This window comes from Streptomyces sp. NPDC005263 (assembly GCF_042872365.1).
GTDB lineage: Bacteria > Actinomycetota > Actinomycetes > Streptomycetales > Streptomycetaceae > Streptomyces.
In genome coordinates, this window is record NZ_JBIAKJ010000017.1 from 33,281 (window position 1) to 53,914 (window position 20,634).

Annotated in this window: 20 protein-coding genes and 1 pseudogene; 12 read left to right on the forward strand and 9 right to left on the reverse strand. The window is 70.6% G+C overall.

Annotated elements, in window-relative coordinates; genetic code table 11:
- Positions 1–12: 12 nt before the first annotated feature.
- Positions 13–900, forward strand: a complete 888-nt coding sequence (locus ACFYRY_RS40625; RefSeq protein ID WP_389157864.1) for a carbohydrate ABC transporter permease — start codon at positions 13–15, stop codon at positions 898–900.
- A gap of 5 nt (positions 901–905) precedes the next feature.
- Complete coding sequence (locus ACFYRY_RS40630) at positions 906–2,303, forward strand: glycoside hydrolase family 32 protein (RefSeq protein WP_389157948.1); 1,398 nt, start codon at positions 906–908, stop codon at positions 2,301–2,303.
- On the opposite strand, the gene ACFYRY_RS40635 is transcribed toward ACFYRY_RS40630, so the two are convergent.
- The 3 genes from ACFYRY_RS40635 to ACFYRY_RS40645 all read right to left on the reverse strand — a co-directional run bounded on the left by ACFYRY_RS40635 (position 2,266) and on the right by ACFYRY_RS40645 (position 5,801).
- A complete protein-coding gene (locus ACFYRY_RS40635) occupies positions 2,266–3,330 on the reverse strand; it encodes a LacI family DNA-binding transcriptional regulator (RefSeq protein WP_389157867.1) in 1,065 nt (354 codons plus the stop codon). The two genes, ACFYRY_RS40630 and ACFYRY_RS40635, sit on opposite strands and share 38 nt — an antisense overlap.
- Before the next feature lie 120 nt (positions 3,331–3,450).
- Positions 3,451–4,140, reverse strand: coding sequence for a response regulator (locus tag ACFYRY_RS40640; protein WP_389157870.1), 690 nt, complete (start codon positions 4,138–4,140; stop codon positions 3,451–3,453).
- Positions 4,137–5,801 (reverse strand): ATP-binding protein, encoded by a 1,665-nt coding sequence (locus tag ACFYRY_RS40645; protein ID WP_389157873.1) that lies wholly within the window; start codon positions 5,799–5,801, stop codon positions 4,137–4,139. Before ACFYRY_RS40645 ends, ACFYRY_RS40640 begins: the two co-directional genes overlap by 4 nt.
- A 236-nt stretch (positions 5,802–6,037) precedes the next feature.
- On the opposite strand from ACFYRY_RS40645, the gene ACFYRY_RS40650 reads away from it, so the two are divergent.
- Genes ACFYRY_RS40650 through ACFYRY_RS40660 form a run of 3 tightly spaced genes read left to right on the forward strand, consistent with a single transcriptional unit; the run spans position 6,038 to position 8,921 of the window.
- Positions 6,038–6,898: an ABC transporter ATP-binding protein gene (locus ACFYRY_RS40650; protein ID WP_389157876.1), complete on the forward strand. Its 861-nt coding sequence runs from the start codon at positions 6,038–6,040 to the stop codon at positions 6,896–6,898.
- Positions 6,895–7,773: an ABC transporter permease gene (locus ACFYRY_RS40655; protein ID WP_389157879.1), complete on the forward strand. Its 879-nt coding sequence runs from the start codon at positions 6,895–6,897 to the stop codon at positions 7,771–7,773. Before ACFYRY_RS40650 ends, ACFYRY_RS40655 begins: the two co-directional genes overlap by 4 nt.
- Positions 7,774–7,832: 59 nt before the next feature.
- Positions 7,833–8,921 carry an ABC transporter substrate-binding protein gene (locus ACFYRY_RS40660; protein WP_389157882.1) on the forward strand — a complete coding sequence of 363 codons (1,089 nt, stop codon included), beginning with the start codon at positions 7,833–7,835 and terminating at the stop codon, positions 8,919–8,921.
- 213 nt (positions 8,922–9,134) lie between these two features.
- Here ACFYRY_RS40660 and ACFYRY_RS40665 read toward each other — a convergent pair whose 3' ends face one another.
- Together ACFYRY_RS40665 and ACFYRY_RS40670 are read right to left on the reverse strand one after the other, a co-directional pair.
- Positions 9,135–10,067: a M56 family metallopeptidase gene (locus ACFYRY_RS40665; RefSeq protein ID WP_389157885.1), complete on the reverse strand. Its 933-nt coding sequence runs from the start codon at positions 10,065–10,067 to the stop codon at positions 9,135–9,137.
- Positions 10,067–10,435, reverse strand: a complete 369-nt coding sequence (locus ACFYRY_RS40670; RefSeq protein ID WP_389157887.1) for a BlaI/MecI/CopY family transcriptional regulator — start codon at positions 10,433–10,435, stop codon at positions 10,067–10,069. The genes ACFYRY_RS40665 and ACFYRY_RS40670 overlap by 1 nt, the downstream gene beginning before the upstream one ends.
- Positions 10,436–10,553: 118 nt before the next feature.
- On the opposite strand from ACFYRY_RS40670, the gene ACFYRY_RS40675 reads away from it, so the two are divergent.
- Genes ACFYRY_RS40675 through ACFYRY_RS40695 form a run of 5 tightly spaced genes read left to right on the forward strand, consistent with a single transcriptional unit; the run spans position 10,554 to position 14,535 of the window.
- Positions 10,554–11,222, forward strand: a complete 669-nt coding sequence (locus ACFYRY_RS40675) for a DedA family protein (protein ID WP_389157890.1) — start codon at positions 10,554–10,556, stop codon at positions 11,220–11,222.
- Entirely contained in the window at positions 11,219–11,824 is a 606-nt protein-coding gene (locus ACFYRY_RS40680; protein WP_389157893.1) for a phosphatase PAP2 family protein, read from the forward strand. The genes ACFYRY_RS40675 and ACFYRY_RS40680 overlap by 4 nt, the downstream gene beginning before the upstream one ends.
- Complete coding sequence (locus ACFYRY_RS40685; RefSeq protein WP_389157896.1) at positions 11,821–12,549, forward strand: phosphatase PAP2 family protein; 729 nt, start codon at positions 11,821–11,823, stop codon at positions 12,547–12,549. Before ACFYRY_RS40680 ends, ACFYRY_RS40685 begins: the two co-directional genes overlap by 4 nt.
- Positions 12,503–13,165, forward strand: coding sequence for a response regulator transcription factor (locus ACFYRY_RS40690; protein ID WP_389157899.1), 663 nt, complete (start codon positions 12,503–12,505; stop codon positions 13,163–13,165). The genes ACFYRY_RS40685 and ACFYRY_RS40690 overlap by 47 nt, the downstream gene beginning before the upstream one ends.
- Positions 13,162–14,535 carry a sensor histidine kinase gene (locus ACFYRY_RS40695; protein WP_389157901.1) on the forward strand — a complete coding sequence of 458 codons (1,374 nt, stop codon included), beginning with the start codon at positions 13,162–13,164 and terminating at the stop codon, positions 14,533–14,535. The genes ACFYRY_RS40690 and ACFYRY_RS40695 overlap by 4 nt, the downstream gene beginning before the upstream one ends.
- Before the next feature lie 6 nt (positions 14,536–14,541).
- On the opposite strand, the gene ACFYRY_RS40700 is transcribed toward ACFYRY_RS40695, so the two are convergent.
- Both ACFYRY_RS40700 and ACFYRY_RS40705 read right to left on the reverse strand, forming a co-directional pair.
- Entirely contained in the window at positions 14,542–15,426 is an 885-nt protein-coding gene (locus ACFYRY_RS40700) for a hypothetical protein (RefSeq protein WP_389157903.1), read from the reverse strand.
- Positions 15,427–15,578: 152 nt separating this feature from the next.
- Positions 15,579–16,418: a hypothetical protein gene (locus ACFYRY_RS40705; RefSeq protein WP_389157906.1), complete on the reverse strand. Its 840-nt coding sequence runs from the start codon at positions 16,416–16,418 to the stop codon at positions 15,579–15,581.
- Between the two features lie 169 nt (positions 16,419–16,587).
- On the opposite strand from ACFYRY_RS40705, the gene ACFYRY_RS40710 reads away from it, so the two are divergent.
- Together ACFYRY_RS40710 and ACFYRY_RS40715 are read left to right on the forward strand one after the other, a co-directional pair.
- Complete coding sequence (locus tag ACFYRY_RS40710; protein ID WP_389157908.1) at positions 16,588–17,664, forward strand: sodium-dependent transporter; 1,077 nt, start codon at positions 16,588–16,590, stop codon at positions 17,662–17,664.
- Positions 17,665–17,991: 327 nt separating this feature from the next.
- The gene (locus ACFYRY_RS40715) at positions 17,992–18,837 is read left to right on the forward strand and encodes an ABC transporter permease (RefSeq protein ID WP_389157910.1); all 846 of its coding nucleotides are present in this window, start codon (positions 17,992–17,994) and stop codon (positions 18,835–18,837) included.
- Between the two features lie 184 nt (positions 18,838–19,021).
- On the opposite strand, the gene ACFYRY_RS40720 is transcribed toward ACFYRY_RS40715, so the two are convergent.
- On the reverse strand, positions 19,022–19,960 hold the full coding sequence (locus ACFYRY_RS40720; protein ID WP_389157950.1) for a YbhN family protein: 939 nt from the start codon (positions 19,958–19,960) through the stop codon (positions 19,022–19,024).
- Positions 19,961–20,037: 77 nt separating this feature from the next.
- Positions 20,038–20,622, reverse strand: a pseudogene (locus tag ACFYRY_RS40725) (hypothetical protein); the annotation flags it as partial.
- Positions 20,623–20,634: the final 12 nt, after the last annotated feature.

The following is a 20,634-nucleotide window of genomic DNA, read 5'->3' on the forward strand; positions in this document are numbered from 1 at the left end:
CGGGTGAGTCAGATGAGTACGAGTCCCCCCTCGAACCCTGTGTCGGGTGCCCCCACGCCCCCCACGGTGTCGCGCGTACGACAGGGCCTTGCGCCCTGGGCCCGGATCGCCGGCCTGGCGCTGTGCGCCCTGTTGACGCTCGGCCCGGTCATCTGGACGGTGTCGACATCACTGCGCACACCGGCGGAGTCCTTCGACCTGCCGCCGAAGATCATCCCCACGGACCCCACCCTCGACGCCTACAGCGAGGTCTTCGCCCAGATCGACGTCTGGCTGTACGCGCTGAACTCCACGCTGGTGACCGCGCTGATCGCGGTCGGCCAGATGATCACCGCGGGCCTGGCGGGCTATGCCTTCGCCCGCCTCGAATTCCGCTTCAAGAGGCCGCTGTTCGCGCTGGTCCTGGCCACGATGATGGTGCCCTTGCAGGTCACGATGGTCCCGGTCTTCCTGGAACTCAAGACGATGGGCCTGACCGACACTCTCCTCGGCCTCATCGTCCCCGCCTTCCCGACGGCCTTCGGCACCTTCCTGATGCGCCAGTACTTCCTGGGCATGCCGAAGGACCTGGGCGAGGCGGCGATGATCGACGGCGCGGGCCCGTGGCGCGTCTTCCGGTCCGTGTACGCACCCTTGGCCGCACCCGGTCTCGCCATCGTCGGCGTACTGGCCTTCAACTACCACTGGAACGAGTTCTTCCGGCCGCTGATCCTCGAAACCTCCACCGAGAACCTCACGCTGCCGCTGGGCCTGGTCTCCCTCCAGGGCAACCTCGGCACCGGCTCTATCTCCGTGGTCCTCGCCGGGGTCGTCCTCTCCATGCTTCCCGCCGTCGTCGTGTTCGTCGTCGGCCAGCGCCCTCTGCGCGAGGGCATCACATCCGCAGGAGTCAATCGTTGAGTTCCGTGAGCCGGCCGATCGACGTCCACAGCCCGCGCTTCCGGGTCCGCCCGCCGGCCAACTGGATGAACGACCCGAACGGGCCGCTGCGCTGGGGCGGTCGCTACCACCTCTTCTACCAGCACAACCCCGACGCCCCCGTCCACGCGAACGTCCACTGGGGCCATGCCTCCAGCGCCGACCTCGCCCAGTGGGACGACCACGGGATCGCCCTGCGGCCAACGCCCGGCGGCCCGGACGAGGCGGGCTGCTGGTCCGGCTGTGTGGTCGACGACGGTGGCGCACCGACAGCGGTGTACTCCGGGATCGACCGCGACCACCAGGGCCTGAGCGCGATCTGTCTCGCCGTGGCCGAGGACGACGGTCTTCGGGAGTGGAAGCAGCTGCCCGTGCCGGTGGTTGCCGGACCGCCACCCGGCCTGGCCGTGACGATGTTCCGGGACCCGTTCGTCTTCCGCTTCGCCGGACGCCGCTGGGCACTGGTGGGCGCCGGCCATGCCGACGGCACCCCGTCCGTCCTGGTGTACGACTGCGAGGACCTGTACGCGTGGCGGTTCGCCGGGGTCCTGCTGGACGGCCGAGACGCGGCGGCGACCCGCACCTTCGGTATGCGCGCGATCGGCTGGGAGTGCCCGCAGATGTGGGAGACCGCCGGGGGTGACTGGGTGCTGGCGGTGGCGCTGTGGGACGGCGACCCGCTGAGCACCGCGTACCTGACGGGACATCTGGTGGAGGAGGGGGACGGTGGGTTGAGGTTCGTGGCCCGCACGGGCAGCCCCCTGGATCTCGGCCGCGACTTCTACGCCCCCTCCGTCCTTCAGGACACGGAGTCCGGCCGCGCCCTGCTGTGGGGCTGGTCCTGGGAGTCACGCCCGCGCGAGGATGTGGACCACGCGGGCTGGTCCGGAGTTCTCACGGCACCACGCGTGGTGGACACCCACGAGGACGGCACGCTGCGGGTCGTACCGGCCGCGGAGCTCGAACTGCTGCGAGCGGCCGTCCCGTTCACGGCCGCCCCCGGACCGCGCTGGCCGCTCCCCCTCTCCTACGACCTGCTGGTGATCGCCCGGTCGGCGGCAACGGTGAGCCTGTTGCGGGCCTTGTCCGGAGCCGAACTGACGGTGCGGCTCGACCCGGCGTCCGGCGAGGTGACCCTGGACCGCACGGCTTGGCCGCGCGTCCGCCCGGACGGCACGGCCGCCCTGGTCCTGCCGGCCTCGCCGGGCGAGACCCTCACCGTACGGATCCTCGTGGACGGCTCGCTTCTGGAACTGTTCGCGGGCGACCGGGCGACGGCCACGGAACGGGTGTACCGACGGGACGACGACGTCGCGGAGCTGGCCGTTTCGGGGACGGACGTCGAGGTCACGGGCTGGGCGCTGGTCCCACCGAGCCCCGCATGACGACGGGGCACTCCAGCCGCCGGGTGGTGACGGGCGGCGCGGTCCCGCTGTCGATGGCGTCCAGGAGCAGGCGGGCGGCCGTCTCTCCCATCGCGCGATGGGGCAGAGCGACCGTGGTGAGGGGCGGGCTGAGGAAAGCGGCCATGTGCTCCTGGTCGTCGTAGCCGACGACGGACAGATCGGCGGGCACGTCGAGACCCAGGCGCGCGGCGGCATGGAGGACGCCCGCGGCGACCCGGTCGTTGTAGCAGACGATCCCTGTGGGCCGCCGGTCCGCGGGAACGCTGTCCAGCAACCGCAACGCTCCCTCGTACCCGGCGGCGATCTCCCCTCCCGTCCGCAGGATCCAGTCCTTCTCCGCGGTCAGCCCCACCGCCCGCAGCGCGTCCCGGAAGCCACGCAGCCGCTCCGCCGTAGCCATGTCGTCCAAGCCGCCCACCAGGGCGACACGACGGTGACCCGCGTCGAGAAGGACCCGCGCGGCACCACGGCCGCCGGCCCGTTCGGCGGGGATGACGGCTGGGAGGGAACCGTCCTCGGGGAGACAGTTGGCGAGCACGGCGAAGGTGCGGTGGAGCCCTTCCGGGACTCGGGCGCGGCGCAACGACAGCGCGGCGTAGATGATTCCGTCGACCCTCCGGTCGAGCAGTTCGGCGACGGCCGCGTCCTCGGTGACTGGGTCCTGCCCGGAATCGACGGTGAGCACCAGGTGCTCCCTGTCCCATGCCGTGTCCATGGCCCCGCGCAGCAGCCGCCCGGCGAACGGCGATGTGGCGATCTCGTCCGTGACCAGACCGATGACGGCGGTACGACGTCGGCGCAGGCCACGGGCGACGGCGTTCGGCCGGTAGCCGAGCTGTGCGGCTGCCTTGCGGATCTTCTCCTGCGTCTCGGCGGAGAGGTTGCCCTGGGCGCGCCCGTTGAAGACGAAGGACACAGCCGTGTGCGACACCCCGGCAAGCCGAGCGACATCCCGCGAGGTCGCCCGCTCAGCTGCGCCACCCCGCGTCTTCTCGACCCCGCCCATGTCTCGTCCCCGCCAACTCTGCCTGATCAGGCCAGCCTACCCTCGGAAGATGTCGCCGGGCCCGCTACCGCAGACCGCACCGCACGGGACAACCGTCGAGCGTTCCCTGCTTGCCGTTCCTCAAGGGACGACCCGGTAGCGGTGCTCGGGACGGCCGGTGGCTCCGTAGCGGAGTTCGAGCCGGACCATGCCCTCCCGTACGAGGTAGGAGAGGTACCGCTGGGCCGTGGCACGGGAGACGCCGGTCAGTTCGGCGGCCTGGGCCGCGGACAGTGCGTCATGGGCGGTGCGGAGCGCCTGGTGCAGGAGGGCGAGGGTCGGCCCGGAGTGCCCCTTGGCCGGGACCCGGGGGACGGCCGGCGGCCGTGCGGCGCTGAACAGGGCGTCCACGTCGGCCTGGTCGGGCCGGGAGGCCAGGCTCAGAGCGTCCGCGCGGTGCTGGAGTTCGCGGTAGGCGGTGAGCCGTTCGGCCAGATCGGCGGAGCCGAACGGCTTGACCAGGTAGCCCACGGCGCCGAGTTTCATGGCGGTCCGCACCGAGGTGATGTCCCTGTCAGCGGTGATCATGATCGCGTCGGGGCGGGCACCGCCCTCGGCACCGCTGAGCCGCCGCAGCACGTCGAGTCCGCTGCCGTCCGGCAGGAAGATGTCGAGCAGCAGCAGGTCGGGGTGGAGGGTGTGCACCGCGTCCAGCGTCTCGGCCACCGTCGCCGCCCGGCCGACCACCTCGAAGCCCTCCACCCGGGATGCGTAGTCGCAGTGGATGTGACTGATGTGGAAGTCGTCGTCCACCACCAGGGTCCGGATCATCCGCGATCGCCTCCTGTCGGCGAGGCCGTCGTGAACTGTGCGTCCCGCGGTACGGGTGTGGCGTCCGGCAGTGGCAGTGCGACAGTGAAGACCGCGCCAGGACCTTCGCTGACGGCGATCGTGCCGCCGTGCCGCTGGGCCAGCCGGTGGACGAGGGCCAGCCCCAGCCCGCGCCGGGCGGTGCCCCGGTCGGGCCGGGTCGACCAGCCATCCTCGAAGATCGCCCCGGCGGCGCCCTGCGGAATCCCCGGGCCGCTGTCCGCGACCCGCACGAGCACCTGGTCGGCCGCCTCGATCAACGAGAGCTCGACCTCACGGCCGTCCGCCGGGGGCGGCCCGCCGGCCGCGGCGTCGATCGCGTTGTCCAGCAGGTTGCCGACGATGGTCAGCAGTCGGCGCAGATGCGGCGGGTCCTCGCCGAGCGCGGAGTCGTCGCTGAGCACCACCCGTACCCCGCGTTCCGCGGCGACCGTGGTCTTGGCGACGATCAGCCCCACGAGCAGCGCGTTGCCGATCAGTTCGCGTACGGACTCGGTCAGCGCCTGCTCGGCACCGGCCGACTCGACGGCGTACTCAAAGGCGGCGTCGTGGTCACCGATGTCCAGCAGCCCGGCCACGGTGTGCATGCGGTTGGTGAACTCGTGCTGCTGGGCGCGCAGGGCGTCGGTCAGCCCGCGTACCGAGTCCAGTTCACGCAGCAGTCCGATCAGCTCGGTGCGGTCGCGTACGGTGACCACCGCGCCCAGTTCACGGCCTTGCAGCGTCACCGGCATCCGGTTGACCACGAGGCAGTGGTCGTCGGTCAGCACGCTGAGATCGGTGCCGGGCAGGGTGCCGTCCAGTGCGCGGCGCAGCCGCCCGTCAGGCAACAGCTCCTCGATCCTGCTGCCGAGCGCCGTGCCGATGCCGAGCAGGTCGCGCGCCTCGTCGTTGACCACGGTGATCCGGCCGTCAGGAGCGAAGGCGACGACGCCCTCCCCGATGCCGTGCAGCATCGCCTCGCGGTCCTGGAGCAGCCCGGCGATCTCCTCCAGTTCCAGCCCGAAGGTCGACCGCTTGAGCCGCCTGGCCAGCAGGAACGCGGCCGCCGAGCCGAGCGCGACGGCGATCGTGCTGTACAGGCCGAAGGTGGGCAGCTCCCGCCACAGTTCGCCGAGCACATCGTGTTCCGGGATACCGGCCGACACCTCGCCGACCAGCGTGCCCGTGGGCCCTTTCAGCGGAGCCTTGCCGTTGGCGGACCGCCCGGTCGCTCCCTGGTCGGTGCCCACGTGGGTGCGGCCGTCCAGCACCACGATCGGATCGCCCACCCCCTCGCCGATCAGCGCCGGGTCCGGGTGGGAGTGGCGGATGCCGTGCAGGTCGATCACGACGACGTACGACGCGCCCGACGCCTTCCGCATCCGCTCCGCGACGGTCTGCACGATGCCGTGGTCTCCGCCGTGCGCCAGGGCCCGCCGGATCTGCGGATCGGCGGCCGTGGTCTGCGCGATGTCCAGGGCTCGCTGTTCATAGGCACGGTCGATCTCGGCCCGCTGGGCGAACGCGAACAGTACGAAGCCGATGGCCCCGGTGAGAGTCAGGATGACCAGCTGGTTGGCCAGGATCCGGGCGGAGAGCCTCCCCTTCCCGCCGCGGCCGATCCGGATACGGATGGGCATCACAGGTGCCTTCGCCCTTGTCGTGCTGCCGGGCCCGGCCCCTGCGCCGTACCCGTGGTGGCGTGATTGTGTCCCACCACGGACATTCTGCCCACCCCCTGATCCGCTGAGCAGAACGCGCAGAACTGCTGTTAACACGACTAACGCGAGATACGTGTGAAACAGCGACGTAATACTGCGCGGCCTTTAGCGTCTGCCTTCCTCGAACTCCGAGGTGAGGAAGGAGACAGCCCCAGATGGCTTCGCGAAACGATGTCGCGGTGGGCCCTGGCGCCGAGAAGATCGGCCGGGACAGCGCACGAGTCGAGATTTCCGGGCTCACGAAACGATTTCTGACTCCTGCGGGTGAGGTGTTCACGGCACTGCAGGACGTCTCCTTCACTGTCGAGCCGGGCCAGTTCTGCGCCGTGGTGGGCCCGACCGGCTGCGGCAAGTCGACGACCCTGAGCATGGTGTCCGGGCTCGACCGGCCCAGCGAGGGGTCGGTCAAGGTCGGCGGCCGTGAGGTGGACGGCGTCGCCGACGGCGTCAGCTTCATGTTCCAGACCGACGCGCTGCTGCCCTGGAAGACCGTCCTCGGCAACGTGCTGATGGGTCCGATCTTCCGCGGCGTCCCCAAGCAGAAGGCGCAGGCTTCGGCGCGCGACTGGCTGCGCCGGGTGGGCCTGACCGGGTTCGAGGACCGCTACCCGCACCAGCTCTCGGGCGGGATGCGCAAGCGCGTGGCGATGGCCGCGGCGCTGATCAACGAACCGCGGATCCTGATCATGGACGAACCGTTCGGAGCTCTGGACGTACAGACAAAGGCGATCATGTCGACCGAACTGCTCGGTCTGTGGGAGCAGATACGCCCCTCGGTCATCTTCATCACCCACGACCTCGACGAGGCCGTGGCGCTCGCCGACCAGGTCGTCGTCATGACGTCCAGCCCCGGGTCGGTCAAGGCGGTCTTCGACATCGACCTGCCGCGCCCGCGCGGCGCGGTCCAGGAGATCCGGTTCCAGCCCCGCTTCATCGAACTTCAGCACCAGATCTGGGAAACGCTGCGCGAGGAGGTGGAGCGCGCCTACGCACGCACCGCAGGAGGTACAGCATGAGCACGACGTCCGCAGTTTCCGCCGGCTCGGTCGAGGCCGGCGTACCGTCCTCGGCCGCGGACGCCGCCAAACGCGCCGCCAAGCAGCGCATCGCGCTGGTGTGGGCGGGCCGTATCGGTCTCGCGGTCTTCGTCATCGGGGGCTGGCAGGCGTTCACGTCCTGGGGGATCGTCGACCCGTTCTTCTTCGGGCAGCCGTCCGGCATCGCCAAGCGGCTGGCCGACCTCTTCCGGCACGGCACGGAGTTCGGGTCGTTCTACTCGAACATCTGGACAACGATCCAGGAGGCGCTCGCCGGCTTCGCCCTCGGAGCGGTCACCGGTGTGGTCTTCGGCGTCACTCTCGGCCAGAGCCGCTTCCTCGCCGACGTGCTCGGTCCCTACATCAAGATGGTCAACGCCATCCCGCGTATCGTCCTCGGCTCGATCTTCATCGTGGCGTTCGGCATCGGGGTGCTGCCGAAGATCTTGCTCGCCGCGGTGCTGGTGTTCTTCATCGTCTTCTTCAACGCCTTCCAGGGTGTGCGTGAGGTCGACCGCAACATCCTCGCCAACGCGAAGGTGCTCGGCGCCTCACAGACGCAGATCACCCGTCACGTCATCGTGCCGTCCGCACTCACCTGGATCATCGCCAGCCTGCACAGCGCCTTCGGTTTCGCCATCGTCGGTGCGCTGGTCGGCGAGGTCCTCGGTGCGCAGAGCGGCCTCGGCCTGGTCATCAAGACCGCGCAGAACAACTTCGATCCCAACGGCGTGTTCGCGACGATGCTCGTCATCTCGGTCATCGTGCTCGGCGCCGAGTGGCTGATCGGCAAGCTCGAACACCGGCTGCTGTCCTGGCGCCCGCCGGCGCCGTCCGAGGCCAATTCCCTCTGACTTCCCCTCGCTTTCCCCTACTTCGTCTCAGAACCCTCAGCAAAGGAATGTGGTCAGTCATGTCCAGACGATCCGCCGCCGTCGCCGCGTCCGTCCTCACCGCTCTCGCTCTCGGCGCGGTCAGCGCCTGCTCCAGCACCTCGTCCGCCGCGAGCGGCAGCGCGGGAAGCACACCGACCGTCAAGCTCATGGCCGGCGGCCTGGACAAGCAGATCTACCTGCCGTACCAGCTCGCCCAGCAGCTCGGCTTCTACAAGAAGTACGGCGTCGACGTCCAGCTGAGCACCGAGCAGGACGGCGGTGTCGGCGCCGAGGAAGCCATGGCCTCGGGGCAGGTGGACATGGCGGGCGCCTGGTACAACCACACGATCGAGTTCCAGGCGAAGGGCAAGGCGGTCGAGGACGTCGTCCAGCTCTCCGGCGCGCCGGGCGAGCGCGAAATGTGCACCAAGAAGTCGGGCGTCACCTCGGGCGCCGACTTCAAGGGCAAGACGCTCGGCGTCACCGACCTGGGATCGGGCACCGACACCCTCACCCAGTTCCTGGCCGCCAAGAAGGGCGTCAAGACCAGCCAGTTCCACCGCATAGCCGTCGGTGCGGGTTCCACCGCCGTCGCCGCGCTGCAGAAGGGCAAGGTCGACTGCGTGATGACGACGCAGCCGACGGTCGCCGCGATCCAGAAGAAGGGCGTCGGTACCTCCGCGATCGACCTGGCCACCACGGCCGGCGCCACGGCGGCGATGGGCGGCGCCTATCCGGCGGCCGGTGTGCTCGCCCGCACCGACTGGGTGAACCAGAACAAGGCCACCGTGCAGAAGGTCGTCGACGCGCTCGTCGCCACCATGCACTGGATCAACACCCACAGCGCGGCCGACATCGCGAACAAGCTGCCGGCGTCGTTCGTGTCGAACCAGCTGGTGACCAAGGCCGACTACATTTCGGCCCTGACGGAGGACAAGGGCCAGTTCCTCCCCGACGGCATCATGCCGGCCGGCGGTCCGAAGACCTCTCTGGCGACGGAACAGCTGGTCGGAAACGTGAAGGGGGCGGTGGACCTCGGCAAGACGTTCACCAATGACTTCGCCGTCCAGGCCAACAAGACCGAGGGCTTCAAGACCACCACGCCCCCGGCCGGACCGAACGGCTGAGCTCGCATCCTGTGACGGCCGCCACGCATCGGCTCAGTCCACGCTGGGCCGGGCGAGGCCGTGGTCGTAGGCGAAGATCACGGCCTGGATCTTGTCTGGGATTCAACCACCGCCTGGGCGCCGACGGGCTTGGAGTCGCCGAAGGCACCACGAATGCCTTGAGGACCGCGGGTACGGAGACCAGACCGCGCGGCAGCCGGGTACGGAAAGTGATCAGCGGGGCTCCTCGCCCTGAGCGACCTCGACGTCATGGTGGAAGGCGATGGCGCCGGTCGTCGCGGCGGTGGCGGACAGGACCGCACAGGCAGCGAGGAGGAGGGCGGCCCAGCACACCGACCGCCGAGCGTGTCCCGCAGGAGCGGCGAGGAGCGCCGCGACGCGCCGGGGAACGGGGCCGGTGGTCGCGGCTGGAGCGAAGTCCGGGCGGGTGGAGCGCGCGGCCTGGCCGGCGAGGGCGGCGCGGGCGATGGCGCGGGCCAGCAGGCGGCGATCACCCACGGCAGTGGCGGCGGATTCGTCGGCGGCGCGTTCCGCGGCCAGCCGGATGGCGGCGCGTGCCGGGCGCAGTGCGGGGTGACAGTGGGCGGCGAGTTCGGCGGCGGCCAGGAAGTAGTGGTGCCCGCCCCGGTTGTGGGCCCGCTCGTGGGCGAAGAGGGCCTCGCGCTCGTCCGGGCCGAGACTGCGCAGCATGGCGGTGGTGACGACGATGCGGTGCGGGCGCCCGGGCAGGGCATACGCGTCCGGCTCGGGCGAGTCGACCACGCACAGGTCACCCGCGGGAGGCCGTCGGTCGGCCTCGGCACGGGCGGTGCGGAAGGCGCGCGTCTGGCGCAGGGCCGAGCGGGCGAGGGTCCAGGCGCCGATGGTGAGCAGGCCGGTGGCGATCGCGGCCACAGGCAGGACCAGGTAGCCGGACGGCGTGCGCAGGGGGTGGACGAGTTCGCCGAGCGACGCGAACGCCGGCAGCTTGAGCAGTCCGGTCAGGACGAGGGCACCCAGGGCGGCAACACAGGCACCCGCCAGCACCAGGGCAGCGGCGGTGAGCGCCCACAGAGAGGTGCAGGGGGCCAGCCGGTCGAGGGCTCGCCGGGCGAGCGGCGGCATCACGAAGGGCAGCAGGAGCGGGATCAGCAGCAGGGTCGTCATCAATCGTCGGCCTCCAGCAGCTGGCGCAGCAACTGTTCATCGTCGGGATTGAGCTGGGCGACGAAGCGGGCCAGGACGGTCTCCCGGTCACCGTCACGGTCGAGTTCGGTGTGCATGCGCCGCGCGGTGAGCCCCTGGGCGTCCTGCACGGGGTAGTAGGCATAGCCGCGCCCCTGTGGGCGGCGGTCGACAACACCCTTCTCGTACAGGCGGGAGAGGATCGTCGTCACCGTGGTGCGGGCCAGGTCGGCGGCGAGTTCGAACTGCACCTCTCCTGGAGTGAGAGCCGTGCCGGCGGCCCACAAGGCGGCCATGACGGCTGCTTCCAGCTCGCCGGCTGGACGGCGTTCGTCCTTCGCGTCGGTCATGGGAACGATCCTCACCCCATCTTCGTCTACAGTTCAGTAGACCGTCTACAGAATTGTAGTCACCCGGGTGGCGTCTTCGCGTGCCGCCCGCACATCCAGTATGAGAGGGCCCGCGTCCATGACCGCACCCTTGTTCGCAGCCTCACAGCTCGCGGTGAACGTCCTGAGCGCGCAGTCCCTGCTGGCCGCCTTCGGTGTGCTGGGGGTCGGCGCGGTCCTCTTCGCGGAGACCGGGCTGCTGATCGGTTTCTTCCTGCCCGGCGACTCGCTGCTGTTCACCGCGGGGCTGCTGTGCACGGGGAGCGGCCAGCACGGCGTGAAACTGTCGCTCGCCCCGCTGCTGGTGGCCGCGGCCGTGGGTGCCCTTGCCGGTGCGCAGTGCGGCTATCTGCTCGGCCGGAAGGCGGGCGGGGCGCTCCTGGCGCGCAGCCGCTCGGCCCGCCTGCATGAAGGTGCGCACAGGGCCGAGGAGCTGTTGGAGCGGTACGGGCATGCGAAGGCGATCCTCCTGGCCCGGTTCGTGCCAGTGGTACGCACAGTGCTCAATCCGATGGCAGGCGCGCTGGGAGTTCCGGCGCGGACCTTCACCGTGTGGCAGGTCATCGGCGGTCTCGTGTGGAGTCTGGGACTGACGCTGGGCGGATACGCGCTGGGCTCCTCCATCCCGAACGTGGACCGTTATCTGCTGCCCATGGTCGCCGTGATCGTGGCCGTGTCGTTGATTCCGCTCGCCGCCGAGCTGTACCGCTCCCGCCGCGCCGCCAAGGCGAACGAGGCACACGGATGATCCTCGCCTTCGACGGCTCGTCGATCGACGGCTCCGCCTACACCGACGTGGTCGATCTCGCTCACCGCTCGCCCGGCTGGCTGGACGACATGGTGTCGGCCTGGTCGACGTACGGTCTGGCGGTGTTCGCCGTCCTGATGGCGGTGGCCTGGTGGCGGGCGCGGCGGGTGAGCGCCACGACCGCGCTCGTCGCACTGGCTGTGCCGGTGGTCGTCGTCGCGGCGTACGGGGTCGATGCCGCCGTCAAGCTGTTGGTGCGCGAGGACCGGCCCTGTCAGAGGCTGCACGTGGCCACCCTGGAGGCGTGTCCGGCGCCGGGTGACTGGTCCTTCCCCAGCAACCACGCGGCCATCGCCGCCGCGGCCGCGGTCGCCCTGCTCTTCGTGTCCCGGCGGCTCGGTGCCGTCGCGGCCGTGGCCGCCTGCGCGATGGCGGTCTCGCGGGTCTGGGTCGGCGCGCACTATCCGCACGACGTCGCCGCCGGAGTTGTCGTGGGAGCCCTCGTCGCGGCGCTTGCGATGACCGCGGTGCGCCGCCGTCCGGAGCCCCTGGTCCGGCGGATCACCGTCACATGGCTGCGCCCGCTGGTCCTGGCGTCATGAAGCGCAGCGACTTCGGCGAGCTGGCCGGCAGCGTCGGCCTGGGCGCGTGGACGGCGTTCGGCGTACTGACCATGACCGTGATCGGCGACGGTCGGCCACTGTACGGGGACGAGGACCTGCTGTCCTGGTCCGTCGGCCATCGCCCGGATGTGGCGGTCGCGCTGGCCCGCGGGCTGACCGCCACCGGAACCGGCGTCATCCCGTACGTCCTCTGCGTGCTGGCGGGGATCATCGTCGGCCGCACCCCGCGCCGACGGGCCGTCACCGCCGCTCTCTGTCTCGTCTGCCTCGGCGCCGGGCAGGCTGCTCGCTACGGGGTGATGGAGTTCGCCGCCCGGCCCCGTCCCGCCCGCGCGGAGTGGTCCACGCATGCCTCGGGGTGGGCCTTCCCTTCCGGCCACGCCACCACGGCCGCCCTCACCGCGGGACTGCTTGTCATCGCCGTGTACCTCCGCGCCCCGCGCGGCAGGACCCTGCTCGCTCTCGTCTTCGGCTGCTGGGGCGCGCTGGTCGGGCTGACCCGTGTCTACCTCGGGGTGCACTGGTTCACCGACGTCGTCGGCGGCTGGCTCTTCGCCATCGGCTGGCTCGGGATGTGCCTGTGCGCCGCTACCTGGTGGCTGCCCGGGGGGTTCATCTCAGGTACGACGCACACCGACCAAGAGCCGACGGAGGACCATGCGCCACAAGATCCTGGTCGTCGAGGACGATCACGGCCTGCGTGACGTCCTGTTGCGCGGCCTGCGCGACGAGGACTTCGACCCCGTGCCCGCCCCGGACGGGGCGTCCGCCCTGCGGCTGGCCACGGGTGGCATCGCCGCGGCCGTCCTGGACGTGGGGCTGCCCGACGCGGACGGCCGGGACGTCTGCCAGGCGCTGCGCGCGGGCGGTTTCGCCGCCCCGATCATCTTCCTGACGGCCCGCCATCACCTCACCGACCGGCTGTCCGGGTTCTCCGCCGGAGCCGACGACTACCTTGCCAAGCCGTTCCATCTCGCCGAACTCGTCGCCCGGCTGAAGGCCGCACTCAAACGAGCCGCACCCGCGGCCGTAGCCACCGCCGGAGACCTGGTACTGGACGCGACCCGGCACAGCGCGCACGTCGGCGACCTCCACATCGACCTGTCCCCCACGGAGTTCCGTCTGCTGGCTACGCTCATGGCCGCAGGCGGCACCCTCGTGTCCCGCCGCGACCTGGTCAGGGCCGCGTGGCCGGACGGCGCACAGGTCAGCGACAACACCCTCGACCAGTACCTGAGCCGGCTTCGCCGTAAGCTACGCGAGGCTGGCAGCAGCTTGAGCCTGACGACGGCGCGCGGGATCGGACACCGCCTGTCATGAACCGTCTCCCGCGCCATCTGGCGCCCCGTACCCTGCGCGGTCGGCTCTCTCTCGTGGCACTGACCACCGCCGCGCTGCTGATGACCGTGCTGACCGTGGCGTTCAACACCGTGATGGACCGGCACCTGCGGCACCAGGCGGACGACCAACTGCGCAACCGTGCCGCGGCCGTCGCCACGACCATCGACACCAGCGGGCCCCGGGCGCGGGTCCTGGAGACCGTCAACGACCACCTCCTCGACGCGAACGCGTGGATCTACGCCGGGACACAGTTGCTGGAGCAGCCGCCCGCCACCACGGCCGACAGCACGCTGACCCGGGCCGCCGACCGGCTCGCCGCACAACGCAAGAGCGCCTGCTCGACCGTCGACGCCCAAAGCCCCCATGCCATACGCCTGTGTGCGGATCTCGTGGGCGGCCGTGACGGCGCCACCGTGGTCACGGCCCTGGACCTGGGGCCCTACCGGAGTTCGGCCGACACCCTGCTGCTGGGTTCCGTGATCCTGGACGCCGTCATGCTCGCGTGCACCTACGCGCTGACGCGGCTGGCCGTCGGACGGGCGCTGCGCCCCGTACGCACCATGACCGACCAGGCCACCCAGTGGAGCGCCGTCGGCTCCGGTGAACGCTTCGGCGCCGAGGACCAGCCGGCCGAACTGGCCCGCCTGGGCACCTCGTTGGACGCACTGTTGGACCGCATCCGCACGGTGCTGCGTCACGAGCAGCAGCTGACCGGGGAGTTGTCCCACGAACTGCGCACCCCCCTCACCCGGATCGTCGTCGAACTCGACTGGTGGCGGACCCGCCCGCGCTCGGCCGCCGAGACCCACGCCACCCACGAGGTGATCGCGGAGGCCGCCCAGTCCATGCGCACCATCTGCGACACGCTGTTGAACGACGCCCGCGAAGGCGCGCAGAACACCACCACGGCCGTCGGTGTCACCCCTGTCGCTCCCGTGCTGCGTCGGCTGGTCGAGCACCTCGACGCACGGGAGCAGCTGAAGACGGTCGTCGACGTACCGGACCAGCAGCTTGAGGCGGGCGTCGCTTCCGCTCTCCTCGAACGCATCGTCAGCCCGCTGCTGGCCAACGCCGTTCGCTATGCCGGCTCCACGGTGACGGTGTCCGCGAGGCAGTTGCCCGGCGGCGTCCGCATCGACGTCACCGACGACGGTTCTGGCGTACCGGAGGACTTCCTCGACGAGCTCTTCCAGCCCGGCCGGCGCGCGGACTCCGGCGACGGGCACGACGGGGCGGGCCTGGGACTGCCGCTTGCGCGGCGCCTGGCCCGCGCCGTCGGCGGCGAGGTCTTCCACGACCACGGGCACACATCCGGAGCACGATTCGTGGTCGACCTGCCCGCCGGATGACGTGATTCAGTCGGCCCGCCGGACGACCGGCTCCCGCTCCGTCATCTGCGGTGTCCTGCGCTCCTTCACCTGCGCGTATGCCGTCAGCCCGACCAGAACGGCCAGCAGCACGGCGGAAGATCCGGCGGTGCCGAGGTCCAGGCCGCCCTTGGTGACCGGCTTGGTAAGGAGGTCACCGGCGGTGGCTCCCAGGGGGCGGGTGAGGACGAAGGCGATCCAGAACAGCAGCACGTTCGGAACGACCGGCACCTTCATCAGCAAGACGAGGACCACCAGTGCGCCCGTCACGAGCAGCGCGCCGCCGGCGTAGCCGAGGCCGGAGCTGTCGGAGAGGAAGTCGCCCATGGAGGTGCCGAGGGTGTTGGAGACGAGGATCGCCGACCAGAACAGGGACTCGCCGCGGAACGTGACGATGTCCCGGATCTGGAAGGTCATCCCGGTCGCCTTCCAGACGGCGAAGATGACCAGCAGGATCGAGATGAGGATCGCGGCGCCGGTCGGGTAGCCGAGGCCCAGGCCCTGCGGTCCCCATCCCAGCGAAGCGGTGCCTCCCGAGAGGTACTTGGCGCTGGCGTCCCGGTTCATGAAGTCGGACATCGTGGTGCCGGCCATGCTGGTCGACAGGATCACCGTCCAGTAGAAGAACGGGTTGTACCGGCTGGACCTGAGCTGGACGACCAGCGTCACCAGGAAGATCAGGAACAGCATGATCGTGGTGAGGAAGTAGCCGAGCTTGAGGGTCTGCGCGAAGAGGTCGCCGGCTGTCTCGCCGAGAGTGGTGGCGGCGATCTTCATGACCCAGAACGCCAGCGTCACTTCCGGGAGTTTCTTCATCACCGACCTGGTCGTGCTCGCGACGTCTAAGTCGGTGAGGAGTTCTGGTTGCTCCAAGGTGGGGCTCCTGTTCGGTCGTACGGCGGAACGCCCGCCCCGCGGGGGGGGGCGAGCGCTGTGTGTCATGAGGCGACCCCGAAGGGTGATCGCCGCGACCGATCTTGGCGGCTTCAGCCTGAACGCATCCTGAACGCTTGCCGCGTGCCCGCTCAGGCCGCGTGCCGCGCGGTGCCCTGAGGGTGCGCCACGTCCTTGCGGGTCACCGAGAGGTACACGACCAGGCCGAGGATGACCGTGAGGAACAGCGCGCTGGTGATGACGGTGCCCAGGCCCAGGCCGCCGTCGCCGGTGGGCTGGGAGAGGTAGTCGCCGATGGACGCGCCGAGCGGACGGGTGAGGATGTAGGCGATCCAGAAGCTCCACACCGCGTCCAGGCCGAGCTTGAAGTGCGCGAGGGCGACCGCGGCGATGGCCAGGCCGAACAAGACCGCGGAGAGCCAGTAGCCCAGGTCCATGCGCTCCGAGACCAGGTCACCTGCCGCGGTGCCGAGGGCGAAGGTGAACAGCACGGCGAGCCAGTAGTAGGACTCGCGGCTCGTGGTGTCGATGTGGTGGATGGACAGGGTCCGCTCGCGCCGGTACCAGACCACGAAGACGATCGCCAGGATGACCGCGAAGACGGTGGTGCTGGTCTCCAGCGGTACGCCCATGTTGTCGGTGAGGTTGTCACTGATCAGCGTGCCGACGACGCTGATCAGGGCGACGGCGAGCCAGTACACGCCCGCACGGTAGGCGGTGGTACGGAACTGCACCACCAGGACGACCGCCAGCAGGGCACTCATCAGCACCGACACACCGGTCAGACCGAGACCGGCCTTCTCGTTGAGCAGGTCGGCCGCGGTCTCGCCGACCGTCGTGCACAGCACCTTGATGACCCAGAAGTAGACGGTGACTTCGGGCACCTTGTTCCAGCCCAGTCGGCGACCGGAGGGCGACACCTGGGTGCCTGCCTCCGAGGGCGTGGGCGTCTGTGAGGTCTCGTATGTCATGAGGACCGACCGTGCCACGGGATACCTGAACGCATCCTGACTGCCGTGCGTCACCGGCTGCCCCGTCCGCCTCGCCCGAGCATCATGAGTGCCATGACGACTCGTGATCACGGCTCCTGCATAGCGGCGTTCCGCCCCGTCCCCTCCGCCGCCATGGAAGAAGGCCGCCTTGGACCGTCCGACTGCCTCCCCACCGCCTGCCGACCGGGTGACGGCCTGGCTGCGCCGTCGGCTCGGCCGGGCCGTCGTGCTGTCCTACGTCGCCGCCCTCGTCCTGCCCGGGCCCGGCCTGTGGCTGCGCCGCGACCACACTATGCCGCTGGGCACCGTCACCGGCCTGCCCCTGAGCACCGCCCCGCTGCTGCTGTCCCTGGTGCTCTTCTCCGCCGGACTCCAGGTTCCCGTCCGCGAACTGGGCCGCCTGCTCCGCAAGCCGACCGCCCTGCTGGCCGGGATGGTCCTCCACCTCGTGATCCCGCTCCTGGTCATCCCCGTCGTCGCGTTCGGACTGCACCGCACCCCGGACAGCGACGGCGGCAGCGGACTGATCACCGCGATGATCCTGATCGTGGCGATGCCTGTGGCCGCCGGAGCCACCGTATGGACCGGCAAGGGCGACGGCGACCAACCCACCATGGTGGGACTCGTCCTCGTCTCCACGCTCCTCAGCCCGCTCACCATCCCGCTGGTCATCACCACTCTGGTGCCACTCCTCGACGACGGCTACGCGGACACGCTCGCGGAGACGGGCCGCACGGCCCACGGCGGCTTCGCCCTCGTCACCGTGGTCCTCCCCTGTGCAGTCGGCATCCTGTTCCGACTCGCGCTGTCGACGGCGTGGCTCAGCCTGGCGCTGCGGGTGATCGTGCCCGTGGCGCTGGCCGGATCGCTGGTCCTGACATACGTGAACGCCAGTGGTGCCCTGGGCTCGTTCCTCGCGCACCCGCGCCCCCTCCTGTTCGGCGCGGCACTGGCCGTGGCTGCGCTCGTCTGCCTGTTGTCCTTCGTGTTGGGCCGGACCGCCGCGCGGCTCTTGCATCTGGACGGCCCCGCCTCCTCCTCGCTGACGCTCGCCTGCGGCATGAACAACAGCAGCGCGAGCGCGGTCCTGATCACCACCACGCTGCCCGACAAACCACACCTGCTCCTGCCGGTGCTCGCCTACGGGCTGCTGCAGAAGACAGCCGCGAGCCGGGTCGTGCGGTCAGAGGGGCATCGGCACCCGCCCTGCCCTGCGTCACCATGAGCACCGCTCCAGGCAACGGGCAGCAGCATGAACACAGTGGAGGACACGCACCAAGGCATCAGACCACCCAGTCATACGGCGAGGTCACAGACCCAACCGTGGCCGAGAGCCGAAAACCGAGACGGAGCCCCACCGCGACGTGCCGTCCGCCCGACCGGCTCGGCAAACGAAAGTGCCGGCTCAGCGTGCGATGCGGTAGAGGTGCTCGGGACGGCCGGCGGCCGCCGAGCTTCATCGCGGTCCGCATCGAGGTGACGTCCCGCCGGTGATCATCTGGCTAGGAGAGCGAGAGCTCGGCCCGGGCAGCGGCTCCTTGAGGTGGGAAACGTGACGTCGAGTGCGGCATCCCTCATACCGGTCAACACCGCCCTCGGCGTCCTTCTCGCCGCTCTGCTCCTGGCGGCGGCAGTGGTCGCGGGGCGGTTCCATCTCGACCCGCACCCGTACAAGAGCCGGGCCCGGGAGATCCTCGTCGCCGGGCTGCGGGCCGCGGCCCAGCTCGCCGTGGTGTCGGTGGTCATCGAGCGGGCTGTCAGGTCCGTGCCGGGGCTGTTGGCGTTCCTCGTAGTCATGTTCGCGGTGGCGGTGCGTACGGCCGGACGGAGAGTCACCAGCGACCACACCTGGTGGCTCACGGCCGCCCCGATCGCCGCCGGTGTGGTGCCGGTCGTCACGGCCCTGCTGCTGACGGGGCTCGTCCCGCTGCGAGGCATAGCACTGATCCCGATCACGGGCATCCTTATCGGCGGCGCACTCACCGTGACCGTCCTCGCCGGACGTCGTGCCCTGGACGAACTGGCCCAGCGCCATGGAGAGGTGGAAGCCGCGATGGCCCTGGGCTTCCTGGACCGGGACGCGCGGATGGAGATCGCACGCCCCGCGGCATCAGAGGCACTCCTGCCGGGCCTCGATCAGACTCGGACGGTGGGGTTGGTCACCCTCCCCGGTGCTTTCGTCGGCATGCTGATGGGAGGGGCGAGTCCCGTGATGGCCGGGGCGGTGCAGTTGTTCGTCCTGATCGCGCTCATGGCAGTGCAGTCCGTCGCGGTCGCGGTGACGCTCGAACTCGTCGCCCGCCATCACCTTCACCGCCCGGTACCCGGCGCGCCGACCGGATCGCCACGCAAGGCAAGGCGGCGGATGAAAAGGCTGCCACCGAGCCGCACGCCATGAGCCGTTCGTCACCGGGCAGAGGAGAGACGCCAGCCAGGGCGGAGTAGGACGATCTGCGTGCGCAGCGGGCTCCGCGCCCGACACAGGGCGAGTGGAAGCGGCAGAGGGAAGGCCGGCAGCACGACCGTCACCCTTCATGCCGGTCACCTGACAAGGGAGAGGGGCAGAGAACACCGCCGTCGGCTCAGAGTGCCGAACGGCGGGCCAGCAACCCCAGGACCAGCAGCCCCGGTGCCATCGGCAGCCATCCGGTCAGCAGGCGGTAGCCGATGACCGCCGAGATCGCCGTCTGCCCCGGTGCTCCGGCGGCCGTGAGCGCGAGGGCGAGCGCGGCGTCCAACGACCCCAGACCACCGGGCGTGGGAAGCAGCGCCGCCGCCCCGCTGGCAACGAGGTACGCCATCACCACATGGCTCGTGGGCAGTGCAAGGCCGAGTGCGTGGACCACGGCGACGACCACGCCCGCGTGCAGCAACGCGAAGGCGACCGAGCCGCCCCACAGCGCGCAGGCCCGCCCGCGGGAGCGATGCACCTCCCGTACGTCGGCCAGGGCCCGCCCCGCCGCCCGCCTGAGCCGGCCGCTGGCCACGACCGCCAGTACGACGGCTGCTGCCGCCGCCGGCGCCAGGACCAGCAGGTGCGGGACACGCGCCGACAGCGGGACAGCGCCCGGCGAGGCCACCAGCAGAGCCACACCCAGCACGCACCGGACGATCCCGCCCACGGCCGCCTTCACCGCCAGCGCGGTCGCCGAGCGCCTGGTGGACAGGCCGCACCGCCTCAGGAACCGCAGGTTGACCAAGCTCGCCCCGGCCCCCGCGGGCAGGATGTGGTTGGCGGCACATGCCGCGAACTGCGCGGCCACCAGCCGTCCCCTCGGCAGCCGTTCGATGACCGCTCCCTGTTGCGCCACGGCCGCGCACACCCACGTGGCGACAGTGGCGCAGCAGGCGAGCAGCAGCCATTCCCCGTCGGCGGCAGCCAGTTGGTCGGTCCCGCTGTCCAGCGTGGCCCGGTGCGCGGCGAGCACGCCGCCGGCGGTGACGAGCACCGCCAGGGTGATCCCCAGCCGGAGGTATTGGCGCCTGCCCGCGGTCATGGTCACGCTGTCGGACACGGTCACCACGGTCACCGCCCCTGCCGGACGAAGGGAGCGACGTAGGCGTGCAGAACGCCGGCCCGCTCCATGGACCAAGTGCGCGCGTCCATCGGGCGCATCCACGCCATCAGTGCCGCGCCCGCGCACACGCCCCACCAGGCTGCCCGGTCACCTGCGTTCGCCCGGACACGCAGGAAGCAGCCGACGCAGGCCAGGGCGCCGACGGCGACCCAGTAGTTGGGCACGGCCTGCGGGCCGTAGAACAGGGTCACCCACAGGGAGGCGAACAGGGCACCCGCCAGCGCCAGGACGCGCGGCATGACGTGGGCTCGCCAGATGCGCAGGGCGAAGTAGAGGCCCAGACCGGCGAGGACCGCCAGGTAGACCCTCAGAAGGGCGGTGGAGTCGAACCACGACGCGATCGGCGCGGCAAGCAGGGAGATGCCTCGGGCGCGGGGCGCACTGAAGAAGGCGGCGGGAACCTGGCCGCTGACCTGACCGACGTAGACCGTCTCGTCCCAGCCGAGACCAAGATCCGGTCGTACGAGGACGAACTGGGCGAGCGTGAAAGCCCCCGCGACGGCCGCGAGCCAAGGTTCGCCCCACGGGCGCCCGGGCGGGAACGTCCGCGGTGGGAAGCCGGCGCGAGAGGCGCCGGTCACCGTGACGTTCGAGCCGTAGGCCATCCCGCTCCTCTC